This window comes from Rhizobium sp. 22-785-1, assembly GCF_053521965.1.
On the sequence record NZ_JBNWDI010000010.1, the window covers coordinates 13,581 to 28,728 of the forward strand.

Annotated in this window: 9 protein-coding genes and 4 pseudogenes; 8 read left to right on the forward strand and 5 right to left on the reverse strand. The window is 55.4% G+C overall.

The window, feature by feature from the left end; all coding sequences use genetic code 11:
• The first annotated feature begins 5 nt into the window (after window positions 1–5).
• Window positions 6–1,070: an HD-GYP domain-containing protein gene (locus ACQZ5M_RS18395; RefSeq protein WP_296075740.1), complete on the forward strand. Its 1,065-nt coding sequence runs from the start codon at window positions 6–8 to the stop codon at window positions 1,068–1,070.
• A 903-nt stretch (window positions 1,071–1,973) separates the two neighbouring features.
• Complete coding sequence (locus ACQZ5M_RS18400; protein WP_449080473.1) at window positions 1,974–4,394, forward strand: methyl-accepting chemotaxis protein; 2,421 nt, start codon at window positions 1,974–1,976, stop codon at window positions 4,392–4,394.
• A gap of 826 nt (window positions 4,395–5,220) precedes the next feature.
• On the opposite strand, the gene ACQZ5M_RS18405 is transcribed toward ACQZ5M_RS18400, so the two are convergent.
• Window positions 5,221–5,640: a hypothetical protein gene (locus ACQZ5M_RS18405; RefSeq protein WP_296075734.1), complete on the reverse strand. Its 420-nt coding sequence runs from the start codon at window positions 5,638–5,640 to the stop codon at window positions 5,221–5,223.
• 556 nt (window positions 5,641–6,196) lie between these two features.
• Window positions 6,197–6,625: pseudogene (locus tag ACQZ5M_RS18410) on the reverse strand (PAS domain-containing protein); the annotation flags it as partial.
• Window positions 6,626–7,669: 1,044 nt separating this feature from the next.
• On the opposite strand from ACQZ5M_RS18410, the gene ACQZ5M_RS18415 reads away from it, so the two are divergent.
• The 6 genes and pseudogenes from ACQZ5M_RS18415 to ACQZ5M_RS18440 form a co-directional block, all read left to right on the forward strand.
• On the forward strand, window positions 7,670–8,404 hold the full coding sequence (locus ACQZ5M_RS18415; RefSeq protein WP_296075731.1) for a helix-turn-helix transcriptional regulator: 735 nt from the start codon (window positions 7,670–7,672) through the stop codon (window positions 8,402–8,404).
• Between the two features lie 515 nt (window positions 8,405–8,919).
• Window positions 8,920–9,537, forward strand: coding sequence for a hypothetical protein (locus ACQZ5M_RS18420; protein ID WP_296075728.1), 618 nt, complete (start codon window positions 8,920–8,922; stop codon window positions 9,535–9,537).
• A 9-nt stretch (window positions 9,538–9,546) separates the two neighbouring features.
• Window positions 9,547–11,421, forward strand: a complete 1,875-nt coding sequence (locus tag ACQZ5M_RS18425; RefSeq protein ID WP_449080474.1) for an AAA family ATPase — start codon at window positions 9,547–9,549, stop codon at window positions 11,419–11,421.
• Between the two features lie 34 nt (window positions 11,422–11,455).
• Window positions 11,456–11,590: pseudogene (locus ACQZ5M_RS18430) on the forward strand (DUF1508 domain-containing protein); the annotation flags it as partial.
• 231 nt (window positions 11,591–11,821) lie between these two features.
• Window positions 11,822–11,959, forward strand: a pseudogene (locus ACQZ5M_RS18435) (transposase domain-containing protein); the annotation flags it as partial.
• 194 nt (window positions 11,960–12,153) lie between these two features.
• A pseudogene (locus tag ACQZ5M_RS18440) lies at window positions 12,154–12,603 on the forward strand (DUF3885 domain-containing protein); the annotation flags it as partial.
• Window positions 12,604–12,819: 216 nt separating this feature from the next.
• On the opposite strand, the gene ACQZ5M_RS18445 reads toward ACQZ5M_RS18440, so the two are convergent.
• From ACQZ5M_RS18445 to ACQZ5M_RS18455, 3 genes are all read right to left on the reverse strand, one after another.
• Entirely contained in the window at window positions 12,820–13,227 is a 408-nt protein-coding gene (locus ACQZ5M_RS18445) for a hypothetical protein (RefSeq protein ID WP_313592053.1), read from the reverse strand.
• Between the two features lie 134 nt (window positions 13,228–13,361).
• Window positions 13,362–14,585: an SH3 domain-containing protein gene (locus ACQZ5M_RS18450; protein ID WP_449080475.1), complete on the reverse strand. Its 1,224-nt coding sequence runs from the start codon at window positions 14,583–14,585 to the stop codon at window positions 13,362–13,364.
• Window positions 14,470–15,033, reverse strand: coding sequence for a DUF4236 domain-containing protein (locus tag ACQZ5M_RS18455; protein WP_449080544.1), 564 nt, complete (start codon window positions 15,031–15,033; stop codon window positions 14,470–14,472). Before ACQZ5M_RS18455 ends, ACQZ5M_RS18450 begins: the two co-directional genes overlap by 116 nt.
• Window positions 15,034–15,148 lie beyond the last annotated feature (115 nt).

A 15,148-nucleotide genomic window follows, 5' to 3' on the forward strand; every position in this document is an offset into this window, starting at 1 on the left:
TTCGAATGCGTATTCTACTTGTTGACGACAATCGAACGAACCTGATGTTCCTGTCAAAACTCATAGAAAAAATCGACGGTTGCGAAGCGGTGTCCTTCGATGATCCCGCGGGCGCTCTCGCACAGATGCCCAAGCTCGACTTCGATATAGCGGTCGTCGACTACCAGATGCCGGGGTATAACGGCGTCGAATTCCTTCGAGAAATCAATCTTTTCGAAAAATATCAAGAAAAGCCATATGTCATGGTCACTGCCGATAGGGATCTGGCGACGCGCATGGCGTGTCTCGACGCCGGATCGATAGATTTTTTGACAAAGCCAGTGATACCCCTCGAGTTTCAGGCACGCCTACGAAACCTCGTTGCCCTTGTAGATGCGCGCAACAAACTAGCGGACAAGGCGGAGTGGCTTCGCATGGGGATCGAAAAGGCGACTGAGGAAATTAGGTCTAGGGAAGAGGAGATCATCAATCGGCTGTCCCTCGCCGCGAGCTACAAAGATAGCGACACCGCCTTGCATACTCACCGTGTCGCCAACTACTCAGCAGCCATCGCGGAGGCGATGGGGCTCTCGCCGGATATATGCTCCGACATCCGGTTGGCCTCGCCGATGCACGATATTGGCAAAGTCGGAATCCGCGACGCCATCCTCCTTAAGCGGGGTAAACTAACCGAGCAGGAATACGCCGAAATGCAGGCCCACACGACGATTGGATCCGATATTCTGAATAGGTCGAAGTCAAGCCTGTTGCGTCTGGCAGCAGAGATCGCAGGCTCCCATCACGAGAGATGGGATGGGCAGGGTTACCCCAGAAGGCTTAGCGGCGAGGACATACCAGTCGCTGGACGCATCGTTGCAGTTGCTGACAACTTTGATGCTCTCACGACTTCGCGACCCTATAAGGAGGCCTGGACCGTCGAGAAGGCGGTTGACCACATCAGCAGCAAGGCAGGCACACAATTTGATCCTTCATGTGTTGCCGCATTCCTTTTTGCACTCCCTAAGATAAAGGAAATCAAGATAAAAGCTTCCGAAGAGTCTTTGCCGACGCGTTTCGCTTCCTGTTCTTAAGGCGTCTTAACCGACCGGCGTCCTTTGACGAAGGAGACTGAGCGGCGTGGGCTCCATGAGGTGCGAAGTGCTTTAGGTTCGGTCTTCCACCAGCTCAAGTCAAAGTTTGCTTTTAAAATGCCAGGATCGGCATGCAGCCTCTCGAGCGGTGCCGTCCAACACGATCGACTAACATCTAGAGATGATAGCCCAACTCTCGCGGCCAACGGTCATTGTCGGCCCGGTGGCTGGATAAGTGGGTTTTTCTCCGATTGACGACGGCCGTGCGCACCGCCGACCGAAAACTTCGCTGTGCATCGGCGTATCGTTGCTGATCAAGCTCGGCAAAATCGCCGTACTCTGCTCGCATTCGTTGGAAGACGCCCATTGTATCATGTGGCGTACGATCCCCTAGTCTTCGTGTGTTCAATCGTGGCAAGCACGCGTGCGTCAAGTCAAGCCGCCACCTCAATGAGATCGAAAGGTACGCGGCTGTCGAGAAATGCTCTAGATGGCAGGCATACTTCAGCGGCGCCATGCGGTTCTATCGTCGGAACATGTCGGCCGCGTACTGTTCGCCGCGCAACTATCTCCGGCAGTTTCCCGACGATGCGCTTGTCGCTCCGGTTGGCGGAATTTCGAACTTCCAATACATTAGATATTAATGATAAACAATTTAAAGTATTGCTCTAGTATTATTTCTACAATTTGCGATTTTTAATTTAATGACGTTAGTCAAATTATGTGGAAATATTTTCGTCTCGAGTGCCGCACTAATGAGGCGCTCAGCCACATTAATGCTCTAAGTATATGATTAATCTAGATAAATTATGATGGAATGTATCGGTTCTGCATTCCATCGTTAATTCATTTTAAGTTTTTTTTGGACAACCATCGCCGAATATTACATCAGCGGGGGTTCCAATGCAGTTCCAATCTTTGAAAAGTAAAATCATCGTACTCTCGGGATTGAGTGTACTTGCGGCGGTAGGTGGCCTTTTTACCTACAGCTTCATTGCTTCCCATAACAGCCAAGTAGTCGTGGCCGAGGATGTGTCTGAACTAACGCGGAATATGACTGAGGAAAGTCTGCAGCGTCTCGCCACGGCACAGGCTCGCAGTATCCAAGGCACATTGAATGAGGCTTTCCAGGCAGCGCGCAACATGGCGCGCACCTTTGAAGCCATGTTGGAGGGCGACAGTCCTATTCCAGAAGCGGACCGGCGAGGGCGCATGAACAAGGTGCTGCTGAACGTGCTCAAGGACAATCAAGCCTTCAACGGTACATATAGCGCCTGGGAACCCAACGGTCTCGACGGTATGGATGATCGCTTCCGCAACAATCGCCAAGTCGGGTCGGATGCGACCGGGAGGTTCCTGCCGTACTGGACGCGGAATGCAGGAGGTCAGATCGCAATCCAGCCACTAGTCGAGTACGACAGCCATGACCTACACCCGAACGGCGTTATGAAAGGCGGTTGGTATATAGAGCCGCAAAACGGCGGCGGAGAGAGTATCCTCGATCCGCTCCCATACATAGTGCAAGGCAAGGCAGTCTATCTCGCCACAATGTCTGTACCGATTACCGTCAACGGCCGATTTGCCGGCGTCGCGGGTGCGGATTTCGATCTGTCGTTTGTACAGAATCTGGCGCAGACCGTGAAAGCAGGTATCTACGACGGGCAAGCGGTCGTCGAGATCGTGAGCTACAAGGGCCTGATCGTCGCGTCCAGTCGTAATCCTGAGCGCATTGGCGAAGCTTTTGACAAGAACGATCCAGAGGTTAAAGGATTGCTGCCGAGAATCCAGGCTGGCGATGCCTATGTCGACGCCAATGAAAAGGTCGTGCGGGCTATGGCGCCGATCAAGATCGGGCGTACCAAGACTCCATGGTCTGTGATCATAGAAGTTCCAACTCCAGTAGCACTGGCTAAAGCAACCGAACTCGACGATACACTTGCCGCGATGAGCATCCGTGACAGTTGGATGCTTGCCGCGGTTGGCTTGGGCATGCTCGCGATCGGCGTCGCTATCATGTGGCTTGTCGCCCGGTCGATTGCCGAACCGATCGGCGCCATGACAGCAGCTATGAGCAGCCTTGCGAACGACAATCTCGAGGCTTCTATCCCCGGCGTCGGACGTGCGGATGAGATCGGAAAAATGGCCGACGCTGTTCAGGTTTTCAAGGAGAATGGCTTGAAAACCCGCGATCTAGAGAAGTCCGCCGAGAACAATCGGAAGTCCACTGAGGCGGAACGCGTTCGTATTGCCGAGCTCGATGCAAAACGCGCGGAAGAGATGGGATTCGCTACCGCAAGCCTGGCGCATGGATTGAAGTCGATTGCGGCGGGAGACCTGACGTTTAAATTCAACGAGCCTTTCGCACCGGATTATGAGGCTTTGAGGGCTGACTTCAATGCGGCGGTCGGGCAACTGCGCGATGCAATGGTTTCCGTTGCTCAGGCGACGACCGCCATCGACGATGGCTCGCGCGAACTAAGCCAGGCTGCTAATGACCTCTCCAAGCGTACCGAACAACAGGCCGCAGCCCTTGAGGAGACTGCAGCGGCTCTCGACGAGATTACGGTGAACGTCACAAGCTCTACGACGCGGGCACAGGAAGCGCGCGCAGTCGCCGTCGCCGCCAACAGCGCCGCGCGGAAATCCGGGGAAGTCGTCGCGGAAGCGGTTGATGCAATGAAACGCATTGAAACGTCGTCGAACCAAATCTCGAACATCATCGGAGTGATCGACGAGATCGCATTCCAGACGAACCTGTTGGCTCTGAATGCGGGCGTCGAGGCGGCACGGGCGGGTGAGGCAGGCAAGGGCTTCGCGGTCGTCGCACAGGAAGTGCGGGAGCTTGCCCAGCGTTCGGCGCAGGCGGCGAAGGAGATCAAGAGACTCATCCGCAATTCTTCTTCTGAAGTTGAAGGAGGCGTCCGGCTGGTCCAAGAAACCGGTACTGCGCTCAAGGCAATCGAAGAATATGTGGCGACTGTCAACAGTCACATGGACGCGATCGCGACTTCGGCTCAGGAGCAGTCGCTTGGGCTGTCTGAGGTGAACTCTGCAGTAAACCAGATGGACCAGACTACCCAGCAGAATGCCGCAATGGTGGAGGAGGCGAGCGCATCCAGCACCTCGCTCGCAAGTGAAGCCGAGAAGCTGCGCCAACTTGTCGGTCAGTTCGAGCTTGGCTCGGGACGTCACGCAATCACCGTGAGCGGGCCTCGGCTGGTTCATGGCGACCCGAAGCCTTCCACTTCACCAGCCCGGCGCATGCTGGCCAAGGTTGCCAACGCAATGGGCGGCTCCGGCTCAGGTAGTTGGGAAGAATTCTGATCTGAACCAAGCGGTTAAGGGATGTAGCTCGCTGCATCTCTTAACTTCCGCCGAGCTGAACTCTAGCCGGTAGCCGCTGAGCGTGGCCGAGCTGCACTATCTGACCTTGTCGCTTTTTCTAAGGAGAGCCAAATGCCGAACATTCTGATGTTCTCGCCTCCCACCCCCTCGACTGGTTTCGAGCCAAATCAACCCGTAACGGAATGCACTGTGGAAGATCTCATCGAGCTAGCATCGCAATTAAGTAAGGTGCGTGAGCAACTTGTCCTACTGCAAATAAGGTTGGTGCAGTATGCACACGCGGGGATGCAGTCTACTCCGGGAACCCCTCAGGAATAGCTCTAATTTCATATCGTGGCCGCGCCGAGCGTGCGAATACAGTTGGAGCGCCGTGTCACCTAAAGGGGCAAATCGACGTAGAAGCATCTGTCAGTGCCCAAGTCGGGCGGTTAAGGGGCAAGAAGTTTAGTCGCTTAACTTTGGGCGCCAACTCGAACCCGTTTTCATGTTGAGCTGCGATAACAAGTAGAAACGATCTACCACTTACTAGGACACCTGTGACAAGCTCGCGAGGCGAGGGCTCAACTACAAGCAGTGGAGGCCTGCGAGGCTTACGCGCCGCGGAGATACCGCTGATGGGCCACCTGGATAGGGTAGCGCCGACGTGTGGTCTCCGACATGACGCCTCCGCATTGACCTCACCGCCGACGAGATGGCTGATTGACGGCGGTAGGAACCACGCGCCAGCAGTTCGAATCGATCTCAGTGGGTAGACGCGAGTAAGAGGAGGCCGGCACCTAAGCGCTGCGGAGTTGGCTGGAAGCGATCAGGGCTGGATCCGAAGGTCTACCGGCCGTCCGACAATTTCCTCCGCCTTGCGCTGCCTCTCGGCTCGATCCCACGTGTGGAAGTCTGCCGCTTCGACAACAAGCACCTCCACGTTCTCACCGATCTTGTCTCCGCGCAACGATAGTGAGGGAAAGACCTGCTTGAGCTTCCGGGTGGTCAGCACCTCCGGGTAACGATAGGCCGCGATCGCACGAAAATCATCGCTAGCTGCTCGAAGCTCCACCGAGCGGCCCAACAGCGCCTCAACCTTGGCGAAGCGCTCATCGAGGTCTGCCGCGTTGCAATCCGCCGGATCGATCCAGATGATCGCCCGAGTGCCCTCGTCCAGAACAACCTGACGAAAAGTCGGAAAGACAGCTTCTATCTGCTTCAACGTTCCCCCGGCAGTGCCAGGCATGTTGCTGTCAAACCCTTTAGTTGCGCACCTAGCTGCGCTGGCAGTCGCGATCATCGCAGAGTAGAATGCTGCCGACAGTAGAAAGGTCATCATTGATTTCAAAGCAAAATGCTCCAGAAAGCCGAGTCAAGTCGATTTTTTGTACCGAAATTCAGGCAAAGCCTGGCACGTAATCCAGTCCACCGCTCGAACGCCCTTCATAGTCAAGCCCTTCTCGTCTTCATTGACTTGCAGCATGCCACTGTAGAAAAAGGCCTGCCGGGAAGCGCGCTGGCTTGGACGTCCATAGCACAATAGTTTCTTACAGAGACTTCCAGTCTCCGAGATTGGTAAGCTTGGCATTAGAGATTCAAGCTCGGAGCGCGGGTTCCAATATCATGCTCAATTGTGGACTGCATAGTGAAGCTGGTGTTCCCCATCACCCCCTCAAGCGCGCGTGCCTTCTTTCCGAAGGGTTTTCTCTAACGTCCGCTCGAAAAGAAATTCGGTCTGGATGCGTGGCAGGTGTGCCGTTGAAGAACGAGGGAGGTTGCTTTTGCCAATAGCCTGCACCGCGCTGTGCACGCGACAGTGCGGCAAGCTTGCCGACGTCTTCTGCCGCCTTCAATTTCAAGGCGGTTATGTCGGTCGCGAACTTCACGACCTTGAAAGGTTTACCCCGACGAAAGACAGGATTGTATGACGCCTCTATCCAGACGTCGCGTCCGCCCTTAGCTATGCGACGGTACTGCCGCCGATCAAAATGGCCGGCACAGAGCCGCTCCCAGAACTGCCGGTACTCGGCCGATGAGCTTTCCGCTGGATCAACGAACAACCGGTGGTGCTGACCCACAATCTCAGGGAGGGTATATCCCAGAGCGGTGCAAAAATTGTCGTTCGCTGTCAGGATCCGGCCGGTCATATCGAACTCGATTATGGCCTGAGATCGATGCATCGCGTGCAGAATACGTTCGGCGTCATACGCCGGAACCAGGGGAAGCTTCATGTAACTCCTTCGGCACTCGACGCGTAATCTGGACATCGATCATCGATCGCTGCCGCAGTGCGGTGACGCGTGAAAGCCTTGCTGGGGTCGTCGGTGACGGCGGCCGTTTCGGTTGACTTGTTGCGAGCGGAGAGTTGCATGATAACGGTCTCGCCGTTGAAGGCGGCAGGACGGTCTATCCACTCGATGCCCTATAAATAGGGGCAATTTGTTGAGCAAACGTAAATCAGACAATTCAAAGATGAGCGATTGCGCGGTTTATAAATAATTGCTCAATAGCCGTGTCCGTTCGGGGCGCGCGCAACCTGGGCCCAGCGGCCTCTCTGGTAACGATCGCGACCAAGTCGTTAGGCGTGGAGTCGATGTAGGAAACATTCAGCGAAGCCTGACACGTCGTTTACAGAGCGCGTAGGCTGATCGATTGGTTGCAGCTTGTCGAGGCTTGAGGCTAAGTTAGCTCTTAGCGGAAGGGGGCTCGGACGATCCCAATCCGCTGACAACGACCGAGAAGGGGCTGGCACTCGTGCCGCTCTCCAAGTGCTGCTCATATTGCCGCGTCGCCGGACTGATTGGAGCAAAAGGAGCGATCACTATCCCCCGCACGCGGGAGACGAATGGCAAAGCTATACTCACTAATGGTCTTCGCCAGATCGAATACCAACCGTTATCCGCCTGCAGAGCCGTGGCACTGACCGTGGATCTACCGCTAAATCCATGATCAGTCTTCAAAGCCGATCGTTCTGCATAACTCTTATTCAACCGATTGCCCACATTTGAAGCCGAAGTCTTAAGTTCGAGTTAATTTACAACCCCAAAGTTTAGTGGACCGTGGTGTTTACCGCCCGCGGCGAATTGTTGTTTCCGCCCGCGTCGTTCCGGAGGACGCATATTGAGCCGCATGCCACTCGTCAGGCGGCCCGCGAAAACCATGCGCCACGGTCGCTGTGAGACCTTAAAAGCTTGACCAAAATCAATCTGTTAAGCTTCGGTAAACTTTCGAGGCGATAAAATGGATCGACTCCGAGAAACCGAGTGCCTCCATCCATGCCAGTCAGCGCCCTATCCGTCCTTTCGCCCGACGCATTAGAAGGCTACGTCGACCTGTCATCTGTGCCGAAGCATCGCTACTTTGGCACGGCGGATGTGGTCGAACGGCTCCGGAAGGCAGTTCCCTTCGAATACGTCTTAATTTCAGGTCTAGACGTCGACAACTATCGTTTCGGCGAGGGCGTCTCGATCGACACTGACCTTCCTCCGGCATTCCTCGAAGCATACATGGCTGACAAGCTCCCGCAGCTCGACCCGTTTGTTGTCGCAGGTAAGTCAGCGACGGAGGTCGTGGTGGAGAGCGAGGTCTACGCTCGGAGCGAGGTGCCGCAGCGCCTGCTCTATCTCCAGCGGACCTTCGGCGTGCACAATCGAACGATGGTCCCTATCGCACGGGATGGAATGGTCTACGGCGCGGTCGGGTTCGCCAGAGGAACTCCTTTCAATAGAGATGAGATCCAATTTCTCGAACTCGTTTCGGAGGCGCTCCACGGGGCGTTTACAAGGCCACTTATGGAGCGGTACGCCGCTGATCAGATGCGACTGTCGAAAGGCGAAATGGCGTGCTTGTCCAAGGCGAGCTTGGGCCTCACAAGCGAAGGCATTGGCAAGGCGACAGGCTACCAGCTCGATACGGTAAACAGTTACATCAAGTCCGCCACGAAGAAGCTGGGCGCGTCGAACCGGACGCAGGCTATTGCCGAAGCAATAAGACGTCGCCTTATTGCATGATACGGAAGTGTTGGCGCCCGGTCAGGGCATAGCCCGTCGGATACACGGGCGGGTTGAGCAAAGCCTGTTTCCAGGCATGCACCGCTGATATGTCTGTCCGACCTTATTTCCTGTATGTCGGATCTACTTCCACATCCGATTACAGAGAGCTTACGACGACGTTCTTGCCGACGAGGCAGAAGGCGTTTTGTTACATCCCGCGACGGTGGAGCTCTAGAGCTTTAGACGAGACGATCACTATAGAATGAAATTGCGTCACCCTTCGTGACGGTAGGCCTAGGTGCGGAAGCGTCGGTCGTTCAGAAACGCCTTCGAGAGATGGTTCTGGTCCCGGCCTAGCCGTGCGTTACGGCACGAAGATCAATAGCCGAACACTTTCTCATTTCACTCTTGACTCCTTGCTCTTTGTTCGTATTTTGTTCCTCATGATCAGATTGGCGAACATATCTCGAATAGGTTGAACGGGCAGGCCGCTCCGCAGCGGCGGATGCAACGTCTATCTATCGAGGGTGTTCATGATGAGCCATCCGCATTTCTCTGCTTCCGCGGCACTAGACGCCGCTTTCGATGAAGCTTCAGCAAAACTTTTTTACCCCAAAGGCACGGTCCGGTGCTCCGGCGAACCCTTGTTCCGGTCGCGTGCAGCGAGGGATCTCGGCTGCATTCTCGACGTGGATCACACTGTTGTGGCGTGGCTGTGCCTGCCATTGGAATTCGAAACCAACCTCGGCCCCCATGTGCCCGACTTCCTCGTGGAATACGAGCGCGGGAAACCGTGGCTGCTCGATGCCGTAGAAGATGAAGAGAGTCCCGAGCTCAAAGAGGGCGCCGCCGTCGCCGGCTTCAATTACCGGGGAGTCCCTCGAAAGGAGATCGAAGCTGGTTTCCGGCTTGCCAACGCACGGGATCTCCTGAGGTATGCCCATTCCCGGACGCCGCTGAACGACCGGATCAGAATGCTATCCGCTCTGGACGAAGCAGGCTCACTGACCATCGCCGAATGCCTGCATATCTTCACGGAAGTGAAGCCGATGACGGGCATCTCGTGGATGGCCCTCCATCAATTGATCTCGCTCGATCTCGACGAGGAGATGATCAACCCCGAGACGGTCATCCGTCGTTTCCAGCGCTAGGGCAATGAGATGACCAGTAGACAAGGTCGCCGCCGGGTGACGCTTGAGCGCTTGGCCTATGCGCTCACCCTTAAATCCTCTGCCCGTCTCGGCGGTGCCTTCAAGAAAAATCCGACGGGACGGCAGATCGTGATCGTCCTGCGAATTCCATTCGGAAGTGATCTCGACGAATACGTTGCCGCAGCGACTATTCTAGTCGCCACGACTGGCGGACTAGCCGGATATGAAATCTCGTCGCCCAAGCTTGGCAGTAGGGGCGGTATCGATAGTGAGCTTATCCGCAGTCAACTCAAATCGAGGAATTCCGTCCTCGTGATCTGGCCGTCGGAATACGAACTGCCGAAAGAAGTCGATCTGGCGGCTGATCGCGTCGTGGACGTCGGCGACGTTCGTCCCTTTCATCTGGTTGCGGCCGCGAAGGATTTCTCAGGCCAGAGTATCGACATGGAAGATGCAACGAAGATGTTGAAGCATCCTCCTTCGGAGGTCTTCGCTGCATTCAGGGCGGGAAGGCCGGCGGCGGAAGTTCTGGCGCGACTGGCCTCGGTCAGGAAAGCACCAGAGCTACCCAACGTTGAAGCCTCGCCACTCCTCCATGAACTCGTAGGCTACGGCGAGGCGAAGACCTGGGGACTGGCCCTTGCGAGAGATATCGAGTTGTGGAGGGAGGGAACGATCGACTGGGGAGACGTTGACCGTGGGCTCCTTCTGAGCGGAGCGCCTGGAACAGGAAAAACGATGTTCGCCGGCGCACTTGCGCGCTCTTGCGACGCCCGGTTGGTAGCGACTTCCGTTGCTAGATGGCAGTCCGCAGGGCACCTGGACGATACTCTCAAGGCCATGCGCAAAAGCTTTGATGAAGCGAGCGCGAACAGGCCCACTATCCTGTTCATCGACGAGTTCGACGGGATCGCCGACAGGAGTAGGGTAGTTGGAACCGACCATGAGACTTATTGGACCCAGGTGATCAACTTTCTGCTCGAGTTGATCGACGGTCACGACAGGCTTGAAGGCGTGGTCGTCATCGGAGCCACCAACTATCCGGCAGCGATCGACCCGGCCCTCCTGCGGCCAGGTCGGCTCGATAGGCATATCCACATTACTCTCCCGGACGCCGAGGAGCGTAAGCATCTGGCGAGAAGCTATTTTGGGGCCCATCTGTCCGACGCGGACTTGAATGCGATCTCTGCGGCGACCGCCGGGTTGACCGGTGCCCACTTCCAGACAGTCGGCCGAGACGCGAGGCGTTTTGCCCGTCTGGAAGGAAGGCCCGTCTCCGTTGAAGACGTGATGTCGGCTTTGCCACCAACGAGAAAGATTAGCGGGGTCGAGCGGAAAACGATCGCTATCCACGAGGCAGGCCACGCAGTCGTGGGAGTTCGACTGGCCGTCGGACGATTAGAGACCGTTGCCGTTCCCTGGGAGACTCATGCCGGACAACCGTTGGGGTTCGCGCATTTCAAAATGCGGGAAGACCAACTCATGGAGCGTCAAGGCTGCCTTGATCAGATCGCTTTGCTTCTCGCGGGCAGGGCGGCGGAGGAGGTTATCCTGGGCACGGCGTTCGATGGCGCGGGCGATGCCGAGGGCAGCGACCTGCACAAGGCGAGCGATCTTGCCACCAGGATGGAAGTCCAGCTTGGGATGGGAGAAGGTCTTGGCTATTTCAATTTGAATTCGATTGAGCAGCGCGATCACTTCCGACGAATCAATTCTGATGTCGCCGCGCGCGTCGAGCGTGTTCTTGGTCGAGAGATGGAGCGTAGCCGGGAAATCGTGACGAGGTTCCGGGACGCCATCGAGAGGATTGCCGACGTCCTGGTGGAGAAGGCGGTCGTAGAAGGGGAGGAAGTCAGGGCTATTATTCGCGAGACTTTAGGATGACGGAAAGTAATCCTGCGCCGGAGGTGGCCACTGGTACTGGGTCTATTACGCCAGCAACGGCAAGGCGATCGCGAGAAGCTCAGAAAGATACGTGAACAGGTCAGACTGCTACCACAGCATTACCCTGGTTCAAAACTCTCAAAGCGACCAAGTTTATTACTATGACTGAAACTTGGCGGGGCGTCGTCGTGGGCCTTGCCCTCTCCAGCACTCTGACCATGCACACGTAGCGCGGCCCGGTGGTTCAGGTAGGCGCCGGCTCCACTGATCAGTAACCGGTGTCCCGCTCCCACGTTGTCCTCGCCGCTCTGATCTGTGATCAACTATTCATGGCGAGCAACGGGAGTTTCTCCATGGAGACTACATTGGAGCTTCTCACAACCAGGAAGTCTGGACGTGAAGTTCCCTGGTCGAGACCTGTAAACTCAATGCCGTCGATCCACATGCCTACCTGACCAATACGCTCACCGCCATCGTCATTGGCCACAAGCAGAGCCGGATCGATGAGATGCTGCCGTGGAGTTACAAGGGCAATTAATGTGGCCCCGGAAGATCGAAGTGGGCTCTTGGCGGACTTGTAACGCTGCACGCCTCAACAGTAAGCTCATCTCCAATTTGCACTTTTGGGTTTGCAACATGACTTTTGAACGCGAGTGGGAATTTTTTCACGGCCACACACCTCCTTTGGCGTTTCGCTTGAGAATTATCGAATGAAAACCATGGGTTCGTTTTCATGCCCTGCCTGCTTCCAAAAGATACGCAGAATCTCAAGCACAGCGAGAAGAAATTCGGCGAAGGACGACCCTGCTAGGAAATGCTATCCTCGGGGAAGGCGAAGATTGCTGGCTGGTTCAGTGCCGGATAGAAGACGATTTTACTCCTCGCTACAATACATTCCAGGCAGAACTTAATCCTCAGCTCCGTTATCGTGACGATGAGAATGATTATTATTGGCTAGCCTCAACATCCCGAGTCTTCTGGGATGCCGGCTCGTTCGACGAACTCCTCACAGCCATTTCTGATGATCGCACAGGACCCACGCTTTGGCTCAGTCGGAATACAGGTAAAATCTTCTCGCCTTACGATGGTGGCTTTGATTTGTTTCCGAGCGACATGACGGAAGTTGATAATTTAAGGCGGCAGCATCCAGCCTGGCTGTCACAAGAAGCGTCCGGCTTATAGGCCTATCCAGCGCCACTCAGACAACAGCAATATCATGTCACCTCCTGGCGCATTGTCGCCACCTTCGCCACAGCAGCAGGTTTCGAAACGGCACGACGCGTCTTGGTCAAGGTGTGAAGAAAACGGCGCTTGCACTGATCAGTCGGTAGGAAGGGCAAGATATCTTCTCCGACTGCAAGTCGTCGCCCAACAGGAATTTTATGAATTTCTTGATGCTCACGATCTGATCATTGAGCTCTCACGCAGCCACATCGTGATGGCGTCTTGTAGCAGCCAAGGTGAGGGCGCGCTGCACGTCTCAACGTCATTTTCAGGCTCCACGAAGTAGCACCATTCAAAGTCGTCCGAATGCCACGTTCCGATGAACTCGCCGTCGAAAAGAAGAACATCTCCTTTGTCGTCGCTGTTATGATAGCCCGTCAAGACGATCCCGTCTCGGACCATCGCTCCAGAAGCGCTTAGCTGCAGGAGGTGTTTGAACTGCGAACGCACGGAGTTTTCGGTCAATCCCGTTAGTCTCCCGGTTTCGTACGATCTAAACTTAACCAGACCAATGAAGAGACCGGTGTCGTCAATCTCGATATCGCAACTGAAAAGTTTTTCAGCTTCAATTTTTTCGCTCATAACGTAACTCCTTGAGCTGCTTTGCGCAAAGTCTGATGGGCAGCGTTAGATTACAGTGCGGCTACGCTTAAGAATTCGACCGACCTACTAAGTCAACACAAGACAGTAGAGTATCGGGCTACCATTAAAGCTGTCTAGCGCGCCGTGAGCGTGGCGCGAGCCATCCACCCTTCTTCTCCGGATTCAATTCGAACACGGCTCCACCCACCTCTGGTCTCGACTATTTCGACAGCCGCGTTCTTTGGAACGACCAATTTGACCGGAAACTTCGTTCCCGCTCCGTCACGCAGGTTGACCGCAGTAGATGTGTACCGAACCTGTTTAAGGGATGGGATGTCCTGATTTGCAACCTCTGCAGAGGCGTTTTTGACTAGCGGTTCGACCCTAGCCTCTGGTTCAACTGGCACTGCAGGCATTGGATCCTTCTGAGGTTCGGTTCCGACTGTTGCTGGATCGGCCGGGGTGCTGTCATTGCTCGCGTGGGTGGACGCCGCAACCGCTACAATTGGCTCCGGTCCACCGTTCACATTTTTTCCGAGCTTTGTGAGTTGGGTGAGAAGCGGAAGTGCGACAAGAACGACTGTTATAGACGCGGCGATTTTCCCCCAAGGAGGACGCTCTGACTTGGGAAGTTCTACGACAGGTTCTGCCATAGGCTTCAAAACGGGGGTCGGAAGGACTGCTATTGTCCGATCTCTAGGTAGCGCAGCCAATTTTCTCACGCCATCAGCCAACCCGTCGGTGACGCCCGTCTTTGATACCTGCACCAATTCGTTCAGGCCACTGCTACTGGTGAAATGGATTGCCTCGTACAGGCAAATCGGTATCTGCCTGTTGTCTTTGAACCGCTTGTCAGGGCCGCCGTTTTTGTTGGGATGCTTCCAGGTGTGGTCTACTATTCTTGCGTCGCCGGGCACCCGTTCCGTCTCAATGAACCTTGAATCCTCCCAGCGCACACTGAGCTGGGCGTAATTCACGGCTCCGACGCGGCCACCATCCTGGACGAGTACGACGTCGGGCATGAAGTACATGACCTGGCGGCCCACATGCAGTGCAGGGGGCGTCAGGTTGCTTTTGATGACAATGGGGAGGTCGTAGCCGAGAACTGTCGGCTTCCTGTTGACGAGATGTGAGGCCCCTGCGTTACGTTTCCACGCCGTAAGACTTTCGACCGCGCCGCCCGCTTGGATGTGCCATTTCGCCGAACACTGTAGCAGCCTGTCGAATCCTTCGGTGAGCCGCCTATACGATGTCTCTGCGTCGCCCTCGAGATCGTAATATAGAACGGTAGATCTGCGGTATGAATCCAGCCATCTTCCGATTATCCACCCAAGTCCGCCAAGCGCACAAAAGATCAAGCCTGCTCCGCCCGAAGCCAGTCCCGCAACAAGTCCGACACCAATCCCCGATCCACATCAAAAGCGAAGACATAGGCGTCTGCGCAGCCTTCGAATTGATCTCTTTGAGCAGATCGGTGAAGGATTCATCCGTCATGTTCATGACGTCGCCAGACTCGATCTCAATCATCTTGACGTCGTCTGTCTCGAAGGTCAGGTCAGAGGGGACAATGGAACGCGCTTCTGAGGGTGCAACCCGACGAGATTGCCCTGCTTTGCCAATTGTTGCGCGGTAGTAGAGCCCGCCGCGACCAGCGTGGATGTAATGTCCTCGAGGCCCGGTGCCGATCCGGAGCCCCTTCACCCCGACAGACACTCCTATGCCACCCGTGGAGAAATTGAACCGAAACGGCCCCGCCGATACTGACTTACGAATATAGAACGGCACGTGAGCCCTCCGGCGAAACATTTTGTAATACCCAGCACTAAGGAACTCACTTGCAGCCCCATGCACGAGCAAAGTGTCGAACAACAACAGTGTTTAAGCATATTGAGAATAAACGGTGAAGTTGCTTTATCGCATA

Coding starts and splice junctions, on each gene's coding strand:
- ACQZ5M_RS18395 (WP_296075740.1), top strand. CDS start 6: ATGCGTATTCTACTTGTTGACGACAATCGAACGAACCTGATGTTCCTG.
- ACQZ5M_RS18400 (WP_449080473.1), top strand. CDS start 1,974: ATGCAGTTCCAATCTTTGAAAAGTAAAATCATCGTACTCTCGGGATTG.
- ACQZ5M_RS18405 (WP_296075734.1), bottom strand. CDS start 5,640: ATGCCTGGCACTGCCGGGGGAACGTTGAAGCAGATAGAAGCTGTCTTT.
- ACQZ5M_RS18415 (WP_296075731.1), top strand. CDS start 7,670: ATGCCAGTCAGCGCCCTATCCGTCCTTTCGCCCGACGCATTAGAAGGC.
- ACQZ5M_RS18420 (WP_296075728.1), top strand. CDS start 8,920: ATGATGAGCCATCCGCATTTCTCTGCTTCCGCGGCACTAGACGCCGCT.
- ACQZ5M_RS18425 (WP_449080474.1), top strand. CDS start 9,547: ATGACCAGTAGACAAGGTCGCCGCCGGGTGACGCTTGAGCGCTTGGCC.
- ACQZ5M_RS18445 (WP_313592053.1), bottom strand. CDS start 13,227: ATGAGCGAAAAAATTGAAGCTGAAAAACTTTTCAGTTGCGATATCGAG.
- ACQZ5M_RS18455 (WP_449080544.1), bottom strand. CDS start 15,033: ATGTTTCGCCGGAGGGCTCACGTGCCGTTCTATATTCGTAAGTCAGTA.